Genomic DNA, 22,773 nt, shown 5'->3' with positions numbered 1-22,773 from the left:
GACGACCATGACGTCTTCGAAGCGAAACCGCGCCGAGGCCCTGCCCGCGGACCTCCAGGAGGCACTGCGCCGCCGGCTCGCCGGACGGGCAAGCGAGCCGGGCGCGGGCGCCCGCCAGGCCATACCCCGCGCGGACCGGACCCGGCCGCTGCCGTTGTCCTTCGCCCAGCAACGGCTGTGGTTCCTGGACCGGCTGCGCCCCGGTGACGCCCGCTACAACAGCGCCGTCGCGCTGCGGCTGACCGGACCGCTGGACTGCGCGGCCCTCTCCCGGGCGATCGGCCTCGTGGTCGAGCGCCACGAGGCGCTGCGCACCACGTTCGACGAGAGCGAAGGGCGGCCGGTGCAGACCGTGCACCCTGCCGGACCGGTACCGCTGCCGGTCCGGGACCTCGGCGCGCCGGACCAACGCCGGCAGGGGCCAGACGCCCTGGAGACGGCGCTGCTCGAGGAGTACTCCCGCCCCTTCGACCTGCGGACCGGCCCGTTGCTGCGCGCCCTGCTGCTGCGGGAGCGGTCCTCCTCACACGTGCTGCTGCTGACCGCCCATCACATCGTCACCGACGGCTGGTCGATGGGCGTGGCGCTGGAGGAGCTGTGCACCGCCTACGACGCCCTGGCCCGCGGCGCGCAGCCGTCGCTCCCAGCAGTGGCGACGCAGTACCCGGACTTCGCGGTGTGGCAACGCGAGCGGTTATCGGGACCGCCGCTGGAGCGACAACTCGCCTACTGGTCAGAGAAGTTGTCCGGAGCGGTGCCGCCGGACCTGCCCCTGGACCGCCCGCGTCGAGGAGAGGAGTCCGGGGCGGGCGCGGTGCACACCTTCACCGTTCCCGCCGACACCACCGCCCTGCTGCGCCAACTCGCCGCCGAGCAGCACACCACCTTGTTCGCCGCCCTGGTCGCCGCCTGCCAGGGCCTGCTGTCCCGCTGGTCCGGGCAGGACGACATCACCGTCGGCTCCCTCACCCCCGGGCGCTCCCGCACCGACCTGGAACGAGCCGTCGGCTTCTTCGCCAACACCGTGGTGCTACGCACCACGGTCGAGACCAGTGGTACCTTCCGGAACCTGCTGGCGGCTGCCGCCGACACCGTCAACGGCGCCTTCGCGCACGCAGACACGCCGTTCGAGCGGTTGGTGGAGGCCGTCGGCGCACCCCGGGAGGCGGGCCGCAACCCGCTGTTCGACGTGATGGTCCTGCTGCATCCGGCACCGCCCGCGGCCCCCGCGTTTGAGGGCCTGGAGACCGGCCCGGTCACCGTGCCACGGCAGGCGGCCACCTTCGACCTGAGTGTGGAGTTCCTGCCGGACGGGGACGGGCTGACCGGACTGCTGGAGTACCGCACCGACCTGTTCGACGCTGCCACCGTGAGCCGGATGGCGGATCAACTGCTGCGCACCCTGGCGGGCGTGGCCGCCGAACCGGACCGGCCGCTGGACACGCTGCCCCTACTCTCCGCGCAGGACGTACGGCGGATGACCGAGGAGTGGAACGACACCGCACGTCCGCTGCCCGCCACGACGTATCCCGAACTCTTCGCACGGCAAGCGGCGCGCACCCCGCACGCCACCGCACTGGTGGCCGACGACGAGCGTCTGGACTACGCGGCGCTCAACGCCCGCGCCAACCGGCTCGCCCACCACCTGATCGCCCTCGGCGTGGGCCCCGAGCGGCTGGTCGCGCTGAGACTGCCGCGCAGCGCCGACATGCTCGTGGCGATTCTCGCCGTCTGGAAGACCGGCGCCGGCTACCTGCCCCTCGATCCGGCGCTGCCCGAGGACCGCGTCCGGTTCCTGCTGGACGACGCGCGGCCCAAGCTGGTGCTCGACGAGGCCGCCTTGCGTTCGGCGCCCGGCACCGGCCCGGACACCGACCCGTGCGACGCCGACCGGCTCGCTCCGCTCGATCCGCACAACACCGCGTACGTCATCTACACCTCCGGCTCCACCGGCCGTCCCAAGGGCGTCGCCGTCCCGCACCAATGCCTGACGAACCTGCTCGCCGGACACCGCGCGGGGTTCGTCGCCGAGGCGGGCGGCGGCCCGCTGCGGGTGGCGCTGACCGCCTCCTTCTCCTTCGACACCTCGCTGGAGGGCGTGCTGCTGATGGCCGACGGCCACCCGCTGCACCTGGTCGACGAGGCGACCCGGCTGGATGCGGCCGCTCTGGTGGAGTACGTCGTCGAGCACCGCATCGACTTCCTCGACCTGACCCCCTCGTACCTGCGGCAGCTGCTACCCGCGGGTCTGCTCACCGACCCGCGTCACCACCCCAGGGTGCTGATGCTCGGTGGCGAGCCGGTGGGGCCCGGCTTGTGGCGTGAGCTGGCCCGGCACCGGGACGTGACCGCGTACAACTTCTACGGCCCCACCGAGTGCACGGTCGACGCGCTGGCCTGCCGCATCGAGGGCGACCGCCGCCCGTTGGTGGGCCGGCCGCTGCCCAACGTGCGGGCGTACGTCCTCGACGCCCGGCGCCAGCCCGTTCCGCCGGGCGTCGGTGGCGAGCTGTACCTGGCGGGCGAGCAGGTGGCCCGTGGCTACGCGGGCCGCCCCGGCCTGACCGCGGCGCGGTTCGTGGCCGACCCGTACGGGCCGCCCGGCGGACGCATGTACCGCACCGGCGACCTGGCACGCTGGACCGCGGAGGGGCGGCTGGACTACCTCGGCCGTACCGACGACCAGGTCAAGGTCCGCGGCCACCGCATCGAGCCGGGCGAGGTCGAGGCGGCCCTGCTGGAGCTGCCCGGTATCGCCGCCGCCGCCGTCGTCGCGTTGCCCGACGCGCACGGCCACCTACGGCTCGCCGCCTACCTGGAGGCCGCCGCGGGCGCCGCGCGGCCCGCCGCCTCCGAGCTTCGGGCGGCCTGCGGGCGTGTGCTGCCCGGCCACATGGTGCCGTCCTCCTTCACCGTGCTCGACGCCCTGCCGCTGACCACCAGCGGAAAGCTGGACCGCCGGGCCCTGCCCGCCCCCGACCTCGACGCCGCCCCACGCGAACGGGAGTTCGTCGCCCCGCGTACCCCCGCCGAGGAGACGCTCGTCGGCATCTGGTCGGAGGTGCTGGGGGTGGCCAGAGTCGGTGTCACCGACAACTTCTTCGAACTCGGCGGCGACTCCATCCTCAGCATCCAGGCCGTCTCCCGGGCCCGCGCCGCCGGTCTGCGCCTGACCTCGCGGGACGTCTTCCGCCACCAGACCGTCGCCGATCTGGCCGCCGCCGCGGCCCACCGGACCGCCGGGGAGACCGCGCCGCCGCGCCCGCATGACGACGGACCCGCACCGCTGACCCCCGTCCAGGAGTGGTTCTTCGCCACCCACGGCCTGCTGCGGCACTTCAGCATGTCGATGCTCCTCGACCTGCCGTACGACCTCGACGAACAGGCCCTGGAACGGGCTTTGGCGGCGGTGGTCGGCCACCACCCGGCGCTGCGCACCCGGTTCACGCCCACCGGGGACACCTGGGAGCAGCGACCGGGCGCCGACTCGGCCACCGCGCTGCTGACCCGCCACGACCTGTCCGCTGTGGCCGCCGCCGACCTGTCGGCCGCCCGCGCGGAGGCCGCCGACGCCGCCCGCGCGGCGCTGGACCCCGCCACCGGCGCCGTGCTGCGCGCGGCGCTGCTGCTGCCCCCGGAAGGCGACCACCCCCAACTCTTCCTGACGGCCCATCACCTGGTGGTGGACAGTGTCTCCTGGCGCATCCTGCTCTCCGACCTGGAGCGGGCGTACCGGCAGGTGTCCGCGGGCGAGCCGGCCCACCTGGAACCGGCCACTACGCCGTTCACCCACTGGGCCGCCCACCTGGCCCGGCGGGTGCGCGCCGGCGACCTGGACGAGGACCTGCCGTACTGGACGAAGGAGGCCGCCACCCCGCGCACCCCGCTGCCCGTCGACCGACCCGGAGCACCCCTCGCCGGATCGGTGCGCACCGTGCGCACCCGGGTGGACCACGCCACCACCGCGGCGCTCCTGCGCCGGGTACCCGCGGTCTACCGCACCCAGGTCAACGACGTGCTGCTCAGCGCGCTGGGCCGGGTGCTCGCCGACTGGGCGGGCGCCGAGCGGGTGACCGTCGCCCTGGAGGGCCACGGCCGGGAGGACCTCGGCGGAGGTGGGCCCGACGAGGCGATCGACGTGTCGCGGACGGTGGGGTGGTTCACCGCCCAGTACCCCGTCACCCTCACCCCGGCCGGGCCGTCCGGCGCCCCCGACTGGGGCGCCACGCTGAAGGCGGTCAAGGAGCGGCTGCGCGCGGTGCCGCGGCGGGGGCTCAGCTATGAGGCACTGGCCCGCCTGGGCTCGCCGGACCGCGCCGCCCCCGCGCTGCGGGACGTGCCGCTGCCGCAGGTGTGCTTCACCTACCACGGCCAGTGGGAGGCGGCCGCCGGGCGGGACTTCGCTCCCGCGGCCGAGGCGCCCGGCCGGGACATGGCGGTCGGTGAACCGCTGGACCACCTGCTGGACGTCTCGGCCGTGGTGGCCGACGGCCAGCTGGAGATCACCTGGCACTACAGCGACCAGGTGCACCACGCCGAGACCGTCCAGGAGCTGGCGGACGGCATGGTGCGGGCGCTGGCCTCGATCACCGAGCACTGCGCCCGGCCGGACGCTGGCGGCCGCACCCCCTCCGACTTCCCGCTGGCCCGCCTCGACCAGGCCGGTGTGGACCGGCTCGTCGGCGACGGCCGGGACGTGGAAGACGTCCTTCCGCTGACCCCGCTGCAGGAGGGCATGCTCTTCCACCGGCTGGTCGGCGGCCCGGACGACGTCTATGTGGACCAGGCGGCCCTGCTCCTGGACGGGGTGGCGAACCCGCGTGCCTTCGCCCTGGCCTGGCAGCGGGTCACCGACCGCACGCCCGCGCTGCGTACCTGTGTGGTGTGGGAGGGCGTCCCCGTACCGCTCCAGGTCGTCCACCGGAACGTGCGGGTGCCGGTGACCCAGCTGGACTGGCGGGAACACAGCGAGGGCGAGCGCGCCGAGCGGTTCGCACGGCTCCGCTCCGACGACCTCGCGCGCGGCCTGCACCTCGGCACGGCGCCGCTGATGAGGCTCACCCTGATCCGGCTGCCAGACGCGCGACTGAAGCTGCTGTGGACCTCCCACCACCTGATCCTGGACGGCTGGAGCCTCGCGCAGGTGCTCACCGAGGTGTGCGAGGAGTACGCGGCGCTGATCGCCGGAGGCGAGGCACTGACGCCTGTGCGCCGGCCGTTCGGCGACTACGTGCGATGGCTGGCGGATCAGGACGCTGAGGCCGTACGCGCGCACTGGCGCGACGTCCTCGGCGGCTTCGCCACCCCGACGCCGCTCCCCTTCGATCGGCCCCTGCGGGAGGTGCACCGGGCCCGATCCGCGGGCGTCCACACCGCCGCGCTGTCCGACACGGCGTCAGGAAGCCTGGTGCGCACCGCCCGGGACGCCGGGCTCACCCTGGGCACCGTGGTGCAGGGCGCCTGGGCGCTGCTGCTGGCCCGCTACAGCGGGGAGGCGGACGTGGTCTTCGGCACCACCGTCTCCGGACGCCCCGACGACCTGCCCGGCGTGGAGTCGATGGTGGGCATGTTCATCAACACCCTGCCCACCCGGGTCCGCGTCGACAGCCACCGCACGGCCGCCGCGTGGCTCCGCGACCTCCAGGACGCCCAGGCCGACGCACGACGCTTCGCGGCGGTCTCCCTCGCCGAGCTGACCTCCCTGAGCGAGGTACCGTCCAGCGCCGCGCTGTTCCACAGCATCGTCGCCTTCGAGAACTACCCCTTCGACGAGGCCCTCACGGCCGCCTCTGGGGTCCGCCTGATGGACGTCACCTCCCGGGACGCCACCAACTACCCCCTCGTGCTCCGCGCCTACCAGGGCGAACGGCTCGGCTTCGACCTGGCCTACGACCCGGAGCTGTTCGACGGCGCCACCGTCCGGGCTCTCCTCGACCGGCTGTGCCTGCTCCTCACGGAGATCGCCGCCGCCCCCGAACGGCCGCTGCGCACCCTGGCGTGGACCACCGCCGAGGAGCGGCGCCGGATGCTCGTGGAGTGGAACGGCACCGAGGAGGGACGGCCCGCTGAGACCCTTGTGGACCTGTTCGAGGCCCAGGCCGCTCGCTTCCCCGACGCGATCGCCGTCACCTGTGCCGGCGACCACCTCGACTACGCCGGGCTCGACGCACGGGCCACTCGGCTCGCCCACCGCCTGGCGGAGTACGGCGCCGGACCCGAGCGCTACGTGGCCCTCGCGCTGCCCCGCTCCACCGACCTGGTCGTCGCGGTACTCGCCGCCCTGAAAACAGGGGCGGCCTATCTGCCGATCGATCCCCGGCTGCCCGCCGAACGCGTCGCCCACCTGCTGCGGGACGCCGCCCCGGTGGCGCTGGTGACCACCACCGACTTCGCCGCACCGGCGGAGGACACCCCCGTACCCGTTCTGCTCCTGGACGACGCGGCGGTACGGGCCGACCTCGCGGCCCGCCCCGGCACCGGCCCGGTCCACTGCCACCGCCCGACACCGGAAAGCCCGGCCTACACCATCTACACCTCCGGCTCCACCGGTCACCCGAAGGGTGTCGTGGTGCCGCACGCCAACGTGGTGCGGCTGTTCACCCGCACCCGCCCCTGGTTCCGCTTCGACGAGCACGACGTGTGGACGCTGTTCCACTCCTACGCCTTCGACTTCTCCGTGTGGGAGCTGTGGGGCGCGCTGCTGCACGGCGGCCGGCTCGTCGTCGTCCCCGACGACGTAGCACGCTCCCCAGAGGACTTCCTGCGCCTGCTGGCCGACGAACGGGTCACGGTCCTCAACCAGACCCCCTCCGCCTTCTACCCGCTGGCGCGCGCGGATGCCGAGCACCCCGAGGTGAGCGCGCGCCTGACCCTGCGCACGGTGGTCTTCGGCGGCGAGGCACTGGACGTCGAGCGGCTCGCAGACTGGTACACGCGCCACCCGGACACCGCCCCGCGCCTGGTCAACATGTACGGCATCACCGAGACCACCGTCCACGTGACCTACGCCCCCCTCGACCGGGCGAGGGCCGCCGCGTGTGCCGCGAGCCCCATCGGCACGGGCATCCCCGACCTGCGGATCCACGTGCTCGACGGCGCGCTGGCTCCCGTACCGCCCGGCGCCGTCGGCGAGATGTACGTGGCGGGCGAGGGCCTGGCCCGCGGCTATCTGGGCCGACCCGGCCTGACCGCGACCCGCTTCGTCGCCGACCCGTTCGGACGGCCCGGCAGCCGGATGTACCGCACCGGCGACCGGGCCAGGTGGCGGGCCGACGGCACGCTGGAGTACCTGGGCCGTGCCGACCAGCAGATGAAGATCCGCGGCTACCGCATCGAGCCCGGCGAGATCGAGGCCGCCCTGCGCACCCACCCGGGCGTCGCAGCCGCCTCGGTGGGTGCGTACGAGGACGCCTGCGGTACCCGGCGGCTGGTCGCGCACGTGGTCACTACCGGCAGCCGCGAGAACGCCGCCCCTCCGACCGCCGCCGAACTGCGCGCCCATCTGGAGCGCCTGCTGCCCGCGCACATGGTGCCCGCCGCCTACGTGCCGCTGACGGCGCTGCCGCTCACCGCCAACGGCAAGCTCGACCGGCGCGCCCTGCCCGCGCCCGGCCCGGACGGCTTCGCCGCGGGCGCCGACCGCACGCCGCCGCGCACCCGCGCCGAACGCCTGGTCGCGGCCGCATGGGCGGACGTCCTGGACGCCGAGGAGGTGGGCGCCGGAGACGACTTCTTCGCCCTCGGCGGTGACTCGATCCTCGCCGTCCGCGTCACCTCCCGGTTGCGCGCGGCGTTCGGCGTGGACGTCTCGCCCCGACTGCTGTTCACCCACTCGACGGTCGCCGCACTGGCCGCCGCCCTCGGCGACCCGCCCGCGGCGCCGACCGCTCCGGCCGACGCCATCCCGCCCGCGGACCCGGGCGCCCCCCCGCCGCTGACGTACGCACAGCAGCGGCTGTGGTTCCTCGACCGATTCGAGCCGGGAAGCACCGAGTACACGACCCTGTCCGTGCTGCGGCTGCGCGGTCCGCTCGACGAGGCGGCACTTCGCACCGCCCTGGACGGCCTGGTCGACCGGCACGAGGCGCTGCGCACCACCTTCGCCGAGCAGGACGGCCGCGCGCGGCAGGTCGTGCACCCGCCGTACCCGGTGGCGTTGCGGGTGGAGGACCTGAGCGGCGCCGCGGACGCGTCGGCGGTCCTGGACGCACTGCTCGAACGCGAGGCGGCCACTGCCTTCGACCTGACGGTCGGGCCGCTGCTGCGCGCCCGACTGGCGCGCCTGGCACCTGACGAGCACGTGCTGGTCCTGGCCCTCCACCACATCGTCACCGACGGCTGGTCGCTCGGGGTTCTCGGCAGGGATCTGGGTGAGCTGTACGCGGCGGCGCACGAGGTCAGAGCTCCCGAGCTGCCCGAACTGCCCGTGCGATACACCGACTTCGCCGCCTGGCAACGTGCCCGCACCGACCGGGCAGAGGAGGACCTCGCCCACTGGCGCCAGGCGCTGGAGGGTGTGACCCCGCTGGAACTGCCCACCGACCGACCCCGGCCCGCCGTGCGGACCCACGAGGGGGCGCTCGTCACGTTCACTGTGCCCGCGGCGCTGACCGACCGGCTGCGCGAGGTGGGCCGTGCCGCCGACGCCACCCTCTACGTGACTCTCCTGGCGGCGTGTCAGGTCCTGTTGGCGCGCTGGGCGGACCAGGAGGACGTCGCCGTCGGCACGGTGACCGCGGGCCGCGAGCACCCCGAACTCCATGACATCGTCGGCATGTTCGTCAACACCCTGGTGCTGCGTGGCCGGGTGCGCCCCGGCATGTCGTTCCGCGAACTGCTCGCCGAGACGCGCACCACTGTCCTGTCGGCGTTCGCCCACCAGGACGTGCCCTTCGAACGGCTGGTGGACGCCCTCCAGCCCGAGCGGGACACCAGCCGCACGCCGCTGTTCCAGGTCATGGTGGCGCTGCACAACCTGGGCGCCGAGGCGCCCCGCCTGCCCGGTCTGGAGGTCGCCCCGGTGCCGCCGCCGGTCCGGCACGCCACCTTCGACCTCGCCTTCGACTTCGTCGAGGGCGACGACGGCGTTACCGGATTCCTGGAGTACAACAGCGGCCTGTTCGACACTGAAACCGCCGAAGGCCTGGCCGCCCGGCTGCGCCTGCTACTGGAGGCCGCCGCTGACGATCCCGAGCGGACCGTCGGTGCACTGCCGCTGATGACCCCCGCCGAGTCGCGTCGCGTGCTGGGGGAGTGGCAGGGGGAACGGCTGCCGGTGCCGGACACCACGTTCACCGCCCTGTTCGAGACGCAGGCAGCCCGCTCGCCGCACGCCACCGCGCTGGTGGCCAGGGACGCCACCCTCGAGTTCGCCGCGCTCAACGAGCGCGCCAACCGGCTGGCCCACCACCTCGTCGGACTCGGCGCCGGTCCGGAACGCGTCGTCGCCGTCCGTCTGCCGCGCACCAGCGACCTGTTGGTGGCGCTGTTCGCCGTGCTCAAGGCGGGTGGCACCCTGCTGTGCCTGGACCCCGACCTGCCAGCGGAGCGCATCGCTTTCCTTCTCGCGGATGCCGCGCCGCACACCGTAGTGACGGCCGAGACGCTGCGTGAGGTGCCGTGGGGCCGGCTGCCCGCCCACGACCCGGCCGACACCGACCGCCTCGCGCCGCTTCGCCCCGAGAACACCGCCTACATCGTCTACACCTCCGGCTCGACCGGGCGGCCCAAGGGCGTCGCCGTGGAACACCGGCACCTCGTCAATCTCTGCCGCGACCACCGGGTCGGACTCGTCGCCCCGCACACCACGGACGGGCGCCGTTTGCGCGCCGCGCTCAGCGCCTCCTTCTCGTTCGACACCTCCTGGGAAGGACCGCTGCTGCTTGCCCTGGGCCAGGAGGTGCACCTCGTCGACGAGGACGTCCGCCTGGATCCGGAGGCATTCTGTGCCCAGGTCGCCGAGCGGCGCCTGGACCTGGTGAACGTCACCCCGTCCTTCCTGCGCGAACTGACCGCCGCCGGGCTCCTCGCGCCAGGCCGCCACCATCCGCGCCTGCTGCTGGTGGGCGGCGAGGCGGTCGGTCCTGACGCCTGGGGGGAGCTGTGCGCGGCCGAGGGCCTCGGTGTCACCGCGTACAACATGTACGGACCCACTGAATGCACGGTCGACGCCGTCTACGGCCGCTGCGCCGAGCAACCCGAACGCCCGGTCATCGGACGGCCCGGCCGCAACCTGCGCGCCTACGTCCTGGACGGCGCGCTCCGCCCGGTACCGCCCGGTACGCCCGGCGAGTTGTACCTGGCCGGAAGCCAGGTGGCCCGCGGCTACCTGAACCGGCCCGGCCTGACCGCGTCCCGCTTCCTCGCCGACCCGTTCGGCGCGCCGGGAGAACGGATGTACCGCACCGGCGACCGCGCCCGCTGGGACAAGCGGGGCGCCCTGGAGTTCCTCGGACGCGTCGACGAGCAAGTCAAGATCAGGGGCTTCCGCATCGAACCGGGCGAGGTGGAGGCCGCTCTCCTCGGGCACCCGGACATCACCGAGGCCGTGGTGACCACCCGCGAACACGCCGGGCGCCTCGTGCTCGTCGCCTACCTGGTGCCCGCGGGCAACAGCGTCCTACGCGCGGACGAGCTGCGGGTACGTTTGCGGCGGACGCTGCCCGACCACATGGTGCCCGCCGCGTTCGTCCCCCTGGCGCGGATACCCCGCACCACCAGCGGCAAGGCCGACCGGCGCGCGCTGCCCGCCCCGCCGCACCGGCCCGACAGCGGGACGCCGTACGTGCCGCCCCGGCCCGGCGCCGAGGAGCGCCTGGCCGCCATCTGGGCCGAGGTACTGGGCGTGGAGCGGGTGGGAGCGCGAGACAACTTCTTCACCCTCGGCGGCGACTCGATCCTCAGCATCCAGATCGTGGCCCGGGCCCGCCAGGCCGGGCTAGCACTCACCACCAAGGACGTCTTCCGTCACCAGACCATCGCCGAACTGGCCCTGCGGGTCACGGAGGCGGACCAGCGTCCCACCCCGACGGACTTCGCCGCGCCCGCCGAGGCACCGCTCACCCCGATCCAGCGCTGGTACCTCGACGGCCGCCGCCCCGGGGAGCGGCTGCGGTTCACCATGACCCAGCGCCTGGAACTGGCTCCGGGCACGGACCCGCACGCCCTGCGGCAGGCGGTCGACGCCCTGGTGCGCCACCACCCGGCGCTGCGCACGCGATTCCGGCACACCGACACCGGCTGGCTCCAGGAGGTGCTGCCCGAGGCGCCGGAGGGCGTGCTCACCCAGCACGATGTGGCGGATCTGGACGCCCCCATGCTGGAGGCGCGGGTGCGGCGAGAGGCGGAGGAGGCGCAGACAGCGCTCGACCCCACACAGGGCCGGGTCGTGCGGGTGCTGCTCTTCGACCGTGGCCCGAACCGGCCCGCGCAGCTGCTCATCACCGTTCACCACCTGGTGGTGGACGGGGTCTCCTGGCGCATCCTGCTGGCCGATCTGGAGACCGCCCACCGGGCCGCCGCGTCCGGAGGGCCCGTCGCCCTGCCCGCGGTGGGCACCGCCTACGGCCACTGGGCGGCCCGGCTGGAGCGGCACACCCGCGCCGGGGGCCTGGACACCGACCTGGACTACTGGACGCGCACCCGCTGTGCCCCCACTGCCCTCCCGGCCGGCAGGCAGGGCCCCAACACCCATGGCACCGCCGCCACTGTCACTGCGACGCTGGACCCGGCGGAGACCGAGGCACTGCTGCGCCACGTGCCGGACGTCTACCGCACGCAGGTCAACGACGTGCTGCTCAGCGCTCTGGGCCGCACGCTGGCCCGCTGGTGCGGGCGCGACACCGTGCTGCTCGGGATGGAGGGGCACGGGCGCGAGGACGTCTTCGACGACGTGGACCTGTCGCGGACCGTCGGCTGGTTCACCGCCGAGTTCCCGCTCGCCCTGACCGTGTCCCCTGACGCCGGCTGGCGCGAGACCCTGCGGTCCGTCAAGGAACAGCTGCGCGCGGTGCCGGCACACGGCATGAGCTACGGCGCGCTGCGCCACCTGTTGCCCGACAGCCCGTTGGCCGACGCACCGTCAGCCGAGGTGGGGTTCAACTACCACGGCCAGTGGGACGCCGGGAGCAGCCCCGCGGGGGACGGCCTGTACCGCGCGGCGCTGCCGCCGGCCGGCAGCGACACCGACCCGGACGAACCCCGCCCCTACCTGCTCGACATCACGGGCGTGGTGCAGGACGGCCGGCTCCAACTCGGCTGGACCTACCCGACGGCGGTCTACGACGAGTCCACGGTGCGCCGCCTGGCAGACGACATGTGCGCGGGGCTGCGCGAGATCGTGGCGCACTGTGCCGAGCCGCACGCCGGCGGCCGCACGCCTTCCGACTTCCCGCTCGCCGGACTATCCCAGGAGCATCTGGACCGGCTGGTGGGCGACGGGCGGAACACCGCCGACGTGCTGCCGCTCACGCCGCTGCAGTCCGGCATGCTCTTCCACGGGCTCGTCGACACGGCGGGCGCCTACTTCGACCGCACGGCGGTGCGGCTGTCGGGCGTCGCCGACCCGCGGGCGTTCGCCGCGGCCTGGCAGCAGGTCGCCGATCGCACCCCCGCGCTGCGCACCAGTGTGCACTGGCAGGGCCTGCCGCATCCGGTGCAGGTGGTCCACCACCTGGTGCGGCTACCCGTCACCCACCTGGACTGGCGCCAGCTGACCCCGGGCCAACGCGCCGCCGAGAGCGAGCGGCTGCTCGCCGAGGACCGTGCGGCGGGCATGGAGCTGACCAGCGCGCCGCTCACCCGCGTCACGCTGGCCGCCCTGCCCGACGACGAAGTCCTGCTGCTGTGGTCCACCCACCACCTCATCCTGGACGGCTGGAGCACCGCGCACCTGCTCACCGAGGTGTGTGAGCGCTATGCCGCCCTCACCGGCGGCCCGGAGGCCGCCCCGCCCCTCCGGCGCCCGTTCGCGGACTTCCTGCGGTGGCTGCGCGACCAGGACGAGGAGGCGGCCGAACGGTACTGGGCCGACACCCTCGGCGGGTTCACCGCGCGCACCGCGCTGCCGTACGACCGCACGCCGGCCGAGGCGCATCGCGCCCGCTCCGCCGCCTCCGTCCACCATGAGCTGGACGCGCGCACCTCGGCGCGGTTGCGAGACACGGCCGCCCGCGCCGGTCTCACGGTCAACACCCTGGTCGAGGGCGCCTGGGCACTGCTGCTGGCCCGCTACAGCGGTCAGCGGGACGTGGTCTTCGGCACCACCGTCTCCGGCCGCCCGGCCGAACTGCCCGGAGTGGAGGCGATGATCGGCATGTTCATCAACACCGTGCCGACCCGGGTCCGCGTCCCGGCGTCGGGTGTACTGCCGTGGCTGCGTGTACTGCAGGACCAGCAGAGCGACGCCCGGCGCTTCGACTTCCTCGCGCTGCCGCGTGTCCAGGCCGTCAGCGATGTCCCGGCGGGCGAGGCACTGTTCGACAGCATGGTGGTGTTCGAGAACTACCCCGTCGACGAGACGGCCACCGCGAGGACGGGGGTCCGCGTCGAAGAGATACGGGCCGACGACGCCACCACCTTCCCCCTGTGCCTGCGCGCCCACCTGGCCGACCGCCTGGGCTTCGACCTCGCCTATGACGCCGCGCTGTTCGACCGCGCCACGGTCGAGCGGGCGGCGGCCCGCCTGACCGCTGTACTGACCGCCCTCGCCGACGGCCTCGACGGCGACGTGGACGACCTGGAGCTGATCACCGCCGAGGACCAGGAGGTGCTCCGGCGGTGGAACACCACCGCCCGCCGCGTCGCCCCCCGCAGCCCGGTGGACCTGTTCGCCGAGCGGGCACGCCACCTCCCGGACGCGACCGCGCTGTCCGACGGCGACCGGCGGGTGACCTACCGGCAGCTCGACGAGTGGTCCGACCGCGTTGCCGCCCGGCTGCTGGACGGCGGTCTGGCGGCCGAGGACCGGGTGGCGCTGCTCATGGACCGCTCCGCCGAACTCGTCGTCGCACAGCTCGCGGTCCTCAAGGCGGGCGGCGCCTACCTGCCCGTCGACACCCGTGGCCCGCGGGAGCGGCGCGTCGCCCTGCTCGCCCACGCGGGCGCCGCATTGTGCCTCACCGCCGACGAGGTCGCCGCCGCCCGCACCGGCGACACCGGCGGCCCGCGCCTCCCGGCCGCGGACCCCGACCAGCTCGCCTACGTCATGTTCACCTCGGGGTCCACCGGCCTGCCGAAGGCCGTGGCGGTGCGTCACCGCGACGTGGCCTCGCTGGCCACCGACAGCCGTTTCACCGATGGGGTGTGCGCACGCGTGCTGTTCCACTCGCCGGTGGCGTTCGACGCGGCCACCTTCGAGGTGTGGGCACCACTGCTGAACGGCGGATGCGTGGTGGTGGCCCCCGACCAGCCGGTGGACGCGGCGCTGCTGCGGCGCCTCGCCCACGACGGCGGACTGACGGCGGCCTGGCTGACGGCCGGTCTGTTCCGGCTGCTGGCCCAGGATGCTCCCGACTGCTTCGCGGGACTGCGCCAGGTGTGGACCGGCGGCGACGTGGTCCCCGCGGAGCCCGTACGCAGGGTGCTGGCAGCCTGCCCCGGGCTGACCGTGGTCGACGGCTACGGACCGACCGAGACCACGACCTTCGCCACCTCCCACGCCCTCACCGACGCGGGGGCGGTGCCCGACACCCTGCCCATCGGCGAGCCGCTGGACGACGTGCGGATCCACGTCCTCGACAGCCGCATGCGGCCCGTCCCGCCGGGCTGCGCGGGCGAACTGTTCGTGGCAGGAGAAGGCGTGGCGCGCGGCTACCTCGGCCGCCCCGGGGACACCGCGGCCCGTTTCCTCCCGGACCCCTTCGGGCCGCCCGGCGGCCGCATGTACCGCACCGGTGATCTGGCCCGACGCCGGCCGGACGGTACGGTCGACTTCCTCGGGCGGGTGGACGACCAGGTGAAGATCCGCGGATTCCGGGTCGAGCCCGGCGAAGTGGAAGCAGCCCTGGCGGCCCACCCCGCTGTGACCGACGTGGCCGTGGTGGCCCGTGAGGACGCGCCCGGAGCGCGCAGGCTGGTCGCCTACGTCGTCGGACCGATCGGGAAGGACACCGAGGAGCTGCGGGCGTTCGCCCGCCACTCGCTGCCTGACTACCTCGTTCCGTCCGCGTTCGTCCCCCTCGCGGTGCTCCCACTGAGCGGCAACGGAAAAGTCGACCGCGCGGCGCTCCCGGCGCCGCGAACGCAGGCCGCGAGGGTCGAGCCCCGCACGGAGGCCGAACACCGCACGGCGGCGGTCTTCGCCGAGGTTCTGGGCGTGGACCGGCCCGGCGTGGAAGACGACTTCTTCCAGTTGGGTGGCGACTCCATTCTCAGCATCCGCCTCGCCGCCCGCCTGGGCGAGGCGTTCGGGACCGACCTGTCGCCCCGGGCGGTGTTCACCCACCCCACCCCGGCCGCGCTCGCCGCGCTGATCGCCGAAGGTGGGACGAGCGACGCGAGCGGGCCCGCTCTGGTCCCGCTCCCGCGCGGCACGACGGCACCCATGTCCTACGCCCAGCAACGCCTTTGGTTCCTGGCGGAGTTCGCACCCGACAGCGCCGAGTACGTGACGGCGCTCGCGATGCGCCTGCGCGGCGAACTCGACACCGGCGCCCTCACCGCGGCTCTGCGGGCCCTGGTGGCCCGGCACGAGTCGCTGCGCACCACCTTCGACACGGTGGACGGCCATGGCGTGCAGATCGTCCACCGTCCCCAGGAGGTTCCTCTGCCCCTGCACGACCTGTCCGGGCAGCCGGCGGTGGACCGTGCGGAGCGGCTGGAGCAGCTGCTGGCGACCGAGCGCGCCCGTCAGTTCGACCTGCGTCGCGGTCCGCTGCTGTGCGCCGGTCTGGTACGACTGGCCGACGACGACCACGTGCTGACCCTCACCCTGCACCACATCGTCACCGACGGCTGGTCCACCTCCGTGCTCACCGGCGACCTGGCTCACCTCTATCGTGCCGAACTGGACGCCAGCACCGCGCAGTTGCCGCCGCTGACGGTCCAGTACGCCGACTACGCGCACTGGCAGCGGGCCATCGTCGACACCGGCACGGACGGGCAACTGGCGTACTGGAAGGAGCAACTGGCCGGCACCGAGCCGCTGGAGCTGCCCACGGACCGGCCGCGCCCGGCGGTGCGCACCGGCAACGGCGCGTCCACCCGCCTGGTCCTGCCGCCCCGGACGGCCCGTCGCCTGGCTCAGGTTGGGCGAGACCACGGAGCCACCCTGTTCACCACGCTCGTCGCCGCGGTTCAGACCTTCCTCGCCCGGCTGTCGGGCGGACGGGACATCGCGGTGGGCACCGTCACATCCGGCCGTGACCGGGTCGAGACCCAGAACCTGATCGGGTTCTTCGTCAACACGCTGGTCCTGCGATCGCGGGTGGAGCCGCAGCGGCACTTTACCGAGTTCCTCGCCGAGGTCCGGCAGACGGTGCTGGACGCCTTCGCCTCCCAGGACGTGCCGTTCGAGCGGGTGGTGGACGAGGTCCAGCCCGTACGGGATACCAGCCGCACACCGCTATTCCAGGTCATGGTGGTCCTGCAGAACACCCCGGCCGCCCACCTCGAACTGCCGGGCCTCGACGTCTCCGATGTCGAATCCGACCTGCGGCATGCCGCGTTCGACCTCACCATGGAGTTCGCCGAGACCGACTCCGGCGCCCTGCACGGCCTGCTCACCTACAACACCGACCTGTTCGACGCGGCCACCGCGGAGCGGATGGCCGACCAACTCGGCACGCTGCTGGCCGCCGTCGCGGAGGACCCCGACCGCCCCCTGGGCGCACTGCCGCTCGCCACGGACGAGGATCTCAAGGCCCTGCTGCAACAGGGTCGGGGCACCTTCCGGCCGATGCCGGGGGCCACCTTGGCGGAGCTGTTCGAGCGTCAGGCGGCGCGCACACCCGACGCGGCGGCGCTGACGGACGGCTCGCGCGAACTGACCTACGCGCAGGTCGACCGGGCGGCCAACCGGCTGGCGCACCGGCTCCTGCGGTGTGGTGTCGGTGCCGAGACCGTCGTCGCCCTGGCCCTTCCCCGGGGCGTGGAGTCGGTGGTGGCACAGTTGGCCGTCGCCAAGGCGGGCGGGGCGTTCCTGCCCGTGGACCCGAACTACCCCGAGCGGCGGCGGGAGTTCATGCTGCGTGACGCGGACGCCCAGCTCGTGCTGGACGATCCGGCGCAGGTCTGGGTCGTGGAAGGGCCGGACATCGCCCCCACGGACGCGGACCGCGCCGCGGCCGTCACCGCCGACCACCCCGCCTACGTCATCTACACCTCGGGATCCACGGGAACCCCCAAGGGCGTGGTGGTGACGCATCGAGGGCTGGCGAGCTTCGCCGCGGCCGCCGCCGAGCAGTACGCGGCGGGGCCGGGCGACCGGGTGCTGCAGTTCGCGTCGCCCAGCTTCGACGCCTCCGTGCTGGAACTGTGCGTCTCCCTGCTCACCGGCGCGACCCTGGTCACCGTGGAGGAGGGGCCGCTCGTCGGGGACCGGCTGGCGCAGGTACTCGCCGACCATCGCGTCAGCCACGCGCTGATCCCGCCGGCGGCCCTGGCCACCGTACCGGCCGGCTCAGCCGCCGCCCTGCCGCACCTGCGCACCCTCATCGTCGGTGCCGAAGCGTGCCCGGCCGACCTGGTGGAGCGGTGGGCCCCCGGCCGCCGGATGATCAACTCCTATGGTCCGACCGAGGCCACGGTGGTCGCCACCTGGACCGGCCCACTGTCACCGGGGCCGGGCGCGCCGCCGATCGGCCGCCCGGCCGGCGCCGGTCGCGTCCACGTCCTCGACGCCGCTCTGCGGCCGGTGCCGCCCGGCGTGATCGGCGAGCTCTACGTGGCCGGCCCCGGGCTCGCCCGCGGCTACCTGAATGGCCCAGGCCTGACCGCCCGTCGGTTCGTAGCGGACCCCTTCGGCCCGCCGGGGGAGCGTATGTACCGCACCGGCGACCTGGTGAGCTGGGGCTCCGACGGCCAGCTGCGCTTCGTCGGGCGCGCCGACGACCAGGTCAAACTGCGTGGCTTCCGGATCGAGCCGGGCGAAGTCGAAAGCGCGCTGCGCCGCAGCCCTCAGGTGCGCGACGCGGTGGTGGTGGTACGGGCCGGCGGCCCGAGCGGCGAGGCGGCGCCCGGCACCGGACGGCTGGTGGCGTACGTCGTCCCCACCGAAGCCACCCCAGATCGCCTCGCCCCCACGCAACTGCGCGAGCACCTGGCGCGGCAACTGCCGCCGCACATGGTCCCGTCGGTGTTCGTACCGTTGGACCGGCTGCCGCTCACGCCCAACGGCAAGACCGACCGGCGGGCCCTGCCCGACCCCGACCCCCGGCACCTCGCCGGCGGATCGCGCACCGCGCCGCGCACCGACACCGAGCGCCGCATCGCGCGCATCTGGGGCGACGTCCTCGGCGTGGAGGAGGTCGGCGCACACGACAACTTCTTCCACCTTGGCGGCGACTCCATCCTCAGCATGCAGGTGGTCTCGCGGCTGCGGAGGGACGGCCTGCACCTGGCCACCCGCGACTTGTTCACCCACCAGACCGTTGCCGAACTGGCCACCGTCGTGCGCACCGCGTCGCAAGGCCTCGCTGACGGTCCGGTGACCGGCGAGGTGCCGCTCACCCCCATCCAGGAGTGGTTCCTGACCACCCCGCGCGCCGACCACCAGCACTTCAACCAGTCGGCACTGCTGGAACTCGACACCGCGCCCGATGCGGCAGCCCTGCGTGCGGCGCTGGACGCCCTGCTGGAGCACCACGACGCACTGCGCATGCGGTTCACCCAGGACGCCGACGGCTGGCACCAGTTCAACCCGCCGCCCGGCGGCAGCGACGGCGTCCTCGTCCACAACGACCTGACCGGGCTGTGCCGCGCGGAGGCCGACGCGGCCATGGAGAAGGCCGCCGACGAACTGCACACGAGCTTCGACCTCGCTCGCGGGCCCCTGCTACGGGCAGGGCTGTTCACCGGCCACACCGATGGGCGCGCCTTCCTGCTCCTGGTCGCGCACCACCTGGTGGTAGACGCGGTGTCCTGGCGCATCCTGCGCGACGACCTGGAAACCGCCTACCAGCAGGCCCTGCGCGGCGATCCGGTCACGCTGGGGGAGCGCACCACCCCCTTCCGCGACTGGGCACGGAAGCTGGCCGCTCACGTCGCCGACGGCGCGCTTGACCATGAACTCGCCTTCTGGGAGCAGGCGTTGTCCGCCGAGCCGGGCCCGGCCGATCCCGTGGTCGGACCGGAGACGGGAGAGACCCGCACGATCACGGTGGAACTGGCCGAGGCAGACACCACCGCGCTGCTGCGCGCCGCCCCGAGCGCCTACCGCACGGGGGTCAACGACGTCCTGCTGGCCGCGCTGGCCCTCGCGCTGGCCCGCTGGCGGGGAAGCGACCGGATCCGCCTGGACCTAGAAGGGCACGGTCGCGAGGAGCTCTTGGACGGGGTGGACCTCTCCCGCACGGTGGGATGGTTCACCACCGTCCACCCGGTGGCCCTCCAGGTCGACCGCCCCGAAGACCTCCGGCCCGCCCGGGACTGGCGTGCGCTGGTGAAGTCGGTGCGCCGCCAGTTGCGTGCGGTGCCGGGGAACGGACTGGGCTTCGGCGCCCTGCGCACCTACGGACCTGCCGAGGTCCGCGAGCGGCTCGCCACCGCGACCCTTGGGCAGGTGGTGTTCAACTACCTGGGCCAGTGGGATGCCCGCCCGCAGACCACAGGCGGCGGCCTGGTACGCGCCGAGCACGGCTCCTTCGGTCAGGACCACGACCCCCGGGACAGCGGATCGCACCTGCTGGAGGTGGTGGGCGCGGTTCAGAACGGTCGCCTCGCCTTCACCTGGCACCACCGCCCCGCCGTCCACGACACGGCGACCGTGCGGCGCGTCGCCGAGGAGTTCGCCGAGGCGCTGCGCTACATCGCCCAGCACGCCCGGGCCCCCCGGTGACGACCCACCGCCCGGCACGCGCACCACCCGTGCGCCGCCGGCACGCTTCGCGGTCGCCGAGGGCCCCCTGACGGGCCGCACCGGACCACTGTGTGACCGCCGCGCTTCGCACGGCGGGCCGGACCGACCCCGACGGACCGGCAGGCCCGAGACGAACCAACCGGACTCACGACAGGAGAACAACATGGACGAGAACGCCCGCTACCAGGTGCTGCGCAACGACGAGGAGCAGTACTCGCTGTGGCCGCTCGACGTGGAGGTGCCCGCCGGCTGGCACACCGTCGGCAAGGAGGGCACGGAATCCGAGTGCTCCGCCTACGTGGACGAGGTCTGGACCGACATGCGCCCGCGCAGCCTGCGCGAGCGGATGGAGAACGCCACCGCCTGACCCGCCCTACTCGAGCTGGACGCCGGTGGCGGCGCGGTCGCCCCGGCGTCCGGGCTGCCACCACCTCTCCGTCCCACCGCCGAGGAGCCTTCCATGACGCCCGCCCTGAGAACCGAACGGCTGCATTTCATTCCATACAGACCGCAGGACGAGGACGCCTTCGTGGCGCTGCTGAGCGAGGAGGAGGTCAGCCGATGGATGGGGCAGGCACAGGTATCCGCGCCGCAGATCCGCACACTGTTCAGCGCCATCCTCACCGATGTCTATCCCAACGACCTGTTCGACGTCTGGGGCGTGTGGTGCCAGGAGGAGTACATCGGCCACGCCGAGCTGAAGAAGACCGGCAACGTAGCCGGGCACGAACTCGTCGCCGCGCTCGCCCCGGCGTACTGGGGCGAGGGGCTGGGCAGCGAGGTCGTCCGCGGCCTGCTGCGCCACGCCGCCGACACCCGCGGGCTGAAGGAGGCGTACGGCATGGTGGGCGCCGAGAACACCGCCAGCCTCAGGATGTGCCGCCGACTCGGCTTCCGGCATGTGCGGGACATCGTCGGCGACGACGGTTCGGTGACAAAGCTGCTGGTGAGCCCCACCACCGACATCACCTGACGCACCGTGCACTGGCGGCCCCCGCGCGCAGAGGAGAATGATGGAGCAGAGCACCGGGGCCGCCGCCGTCACGGCGGAGAACGAACGGCCCCTGAGCCTGTGGCGTAACCGTGCCTTCAACTTGCTCTGGGCCAGTCAGTGTCTATCCGACGTGGGCAGCGCCATGGCCAATCTGGCGCTCCCGCTCCTCATGCTGGAGCTGACACGGTCCCCGGCTCAGGCGGGTCTGGTCGGCACGGCAGGCCTGCTGGTCGCCATGGCCTGCCGACTGCCGGCCGGCGTCCTCGCCGACCGTGTCGACCGACGCCGTCTGATGGTGGCCTGCGACGCGCTCCGGATCGCCGCTCACACCGTCCTTGGCTGCGCGGTGCTGGTAGGCAAGGCTGGTGTCGCGCTGATTCTGCTGGTGGTGATCAGCAGCGCTGCGGCCGATGCAGTGTTCGGCACGGCCGAACACGCCGCAGTGCGCAACCTGGTGCCCCCGGACCAACTGCCCACCGCCGTCGCCCGCAACGAAGCACGATCGTACGGGAGCTCGCTGGCCGGACCACCGCTGGGCGGCCTGCTGTTCGGGCTGGGAAGGGCGCTGCCGTTCCTCGGCGACGCGCTGACCTTCCTGCTGTCGCTGACGGCCATCATGTCCATCCGCCGGCCCATGCAGCAGCCAAGGAGCGAGCCGCCCCAGAACAGCGGGGCGGCCGGGGTCGAGGGGCTGCGGTTCGTGCTCGGCAATCCGTTCCTGCGTGCCCTGCTGGCGATCGCCGCCCCGCTCAACATGGCCTTCACCGGCATGCTCTTCGCGATCATCGTCTCCCTGCAGCGCTCCGGGACCTCATCGTTCGTCGTCGGTCTGGCCAGCACGATCTTCGGCCTGGGCGGCTTCCTGGGCGCCTGCGCCGCCCCGGTCATCCAGCGCTGGCTGGGCCTACCGAGACTTATCGTGGTGCTCTGCTGGACCACCACCGCACTGATGGCGGTCAGCGCCCTGGTCCCCACCAGCCTGCTCGCCGCGGTGCCGCTGGCCGCGGCGCTCTTCCTCGGGCCCACCACCAACGCCGCGCTCTTCGGCTACCAGTCGGCCGTCACCCCGGACCGTCTCCAGGGGCGGGTGGTCAGCGTGCTACTGCTGTCGGCCACTTCGGCGGCCGCCCTCGCACCCGCCCTGGTGGGCTTGCTCCTGGCACGCTTCGCCTCCGGCACGGCGATGCTGGTCTTCCCGCTGCTGGTCGCCGTCGCCGCGGTGACCGCCACCTTCAGCAGCGGGATCAGGTCGATGTCCGCCGGATCATGATCTCTATCTCGACCGTTGCCACGGCGTACGCCTCGAGCAGGGCACGTTCCACACTTCCTGTCGGCGTGCACGATCCGGTCGGGACGGCGGCCGTCGATCAAATCGGCCATCTGGCGGGCGTGGGCGAGTTTGCCGGTGTGGCGGGGCCGCTACAGCCGGGCGAGCGCCGGAAGGCACACCGGCCGGGAGCAGGACGGCAGTTCAGCCACGATGCCGACGACCACCCAGCACTCCCCGAACCCGGCCGACTTCGATGCCTTGTGCCGTGTCGTGATGCCACACGGCGGCGAACACCTTCTTGCCGGACCGTTTCGTCAACCGCCACGGTGATCGGCGATCCTGCGGGCAGAAGGCGTGCCACGATCGCATCGACGAACACCAATCCCACATGGTCGGCACACCAGCGGGCCGCGGAGAAGAGTCGATGAGCGCGGCTGTGGTGACGTGCCCACAGTCGATGCAGCGCTAGCGACGGATCGTGACGTGAAGGATCGT

Annotated in this window: 4 protein-coding genes; all 4 read left to right on the top strand. The window is 73.5% G+C overall.

Features of this window, described 5'->3' with window-relative positions:
• Positions 1–7: 7 nt before the first annotated feature.
• The 4 genes from O5O46_RS20325 to O5O46_RS20310 all read left to right on the top strand — a co-directional run bounded on the left by O5O46_RS20325 (position 8) and on the right by O5O46_RS20310 (position 22,278).
• Positions 8–19,993 (top strand): non-ribosomal peptide synthase/polyketide synthase, encoded by a 19,986-nt coding sequence (locus tag O5O46_RS20325; protein WP_269856944.1) that lies wholly within the window; start codon positions 8–10, stop codon positions 19,991–19,993.
• 184 nt (positions 19,994–20,177) lie between these two features.
• Positions 20,178–20,381: an MbtH family protein gene (locus tag O5O46_RS20320; protein ID WP_269856943.1), complete on the top strand. Its 204-nt coding sequence runs from the start codon at positions 20,178–20,180 to the stop codon at positions 20,379–20,381.
• A gap of 93 nt (positions 20,382–20,474) precedes the next feature.
• The gene (locus O5O46_RS20315; RefSeq protein ID WP_269856942.1) at positions 20,475–20,987 is read left to right on the top strand and encodes a GNAT family N-acetyltransferase; all 513 of its coding nucleotides are present in this window, start codon (positions 20,475–20,477) and stop codon (positions 20,985–20,987) included.
• A gap of 37 nt (positions 20,988–21,024) precedes the next feature.
• On the top strand, positions 21,025–22,278 hold the full coding sequence (locus O5O46_RS20310; protein ID WP_269856941.1) for an MFS transporter: 1,254 nt from the start codon (positions 21,025–21,027) through the stop codon (positions 22,276–22,278).
• Positions 22,279–22,773: the final 495 nt, after the last annotated feature.

The sequence above is a fragment of the Streptomyces sp. RPT161 genome, from assembly GCF_027533845.1.
Classification (GTDB): Bacteria; Actinomycetota; Actinomycetes; order Streptomycetales; family Streptomycetaceae; genus Streptantibioticus_A; species Streptantibioticus_A silvisoli_A.
This window is presented reverse-complemented; position numbering and strand designations above follow the sequence as displayed.

Excerpts from the sequence above, each read along its gene's own strand:
- O5O46_RS20315 (WP_269856942.1), top strand. The coding sequence starts at position 20,475 with ATGACGCCCGCCCTGAGAACCGAACGGCTGCATTTCATTCCATACAGA.
- O5O46_RS20320 (WP_269856943.1), top strand. The coding sequence starts at position 20,178 with ATGGACGAGAACGCCCGCTACCAGGTGCTGCGCAACGACGAGGAGCAG.
- O5O46_RS20310 (WP_269856941.1), top strand. The coding sequence starts at position 21,025 with ATGATGGAGCAGAGCACCGGGGCCGCCGCCGTCACGGCGGAGAACGAA.
- O5O46_RS20325 (WP_269856944.1), top strand. The coding sequence starts at position 8 with ATGACGTCTTCGAAGCGAAACCGCGCCGAGGCCCTGCCCGCGGACCTC.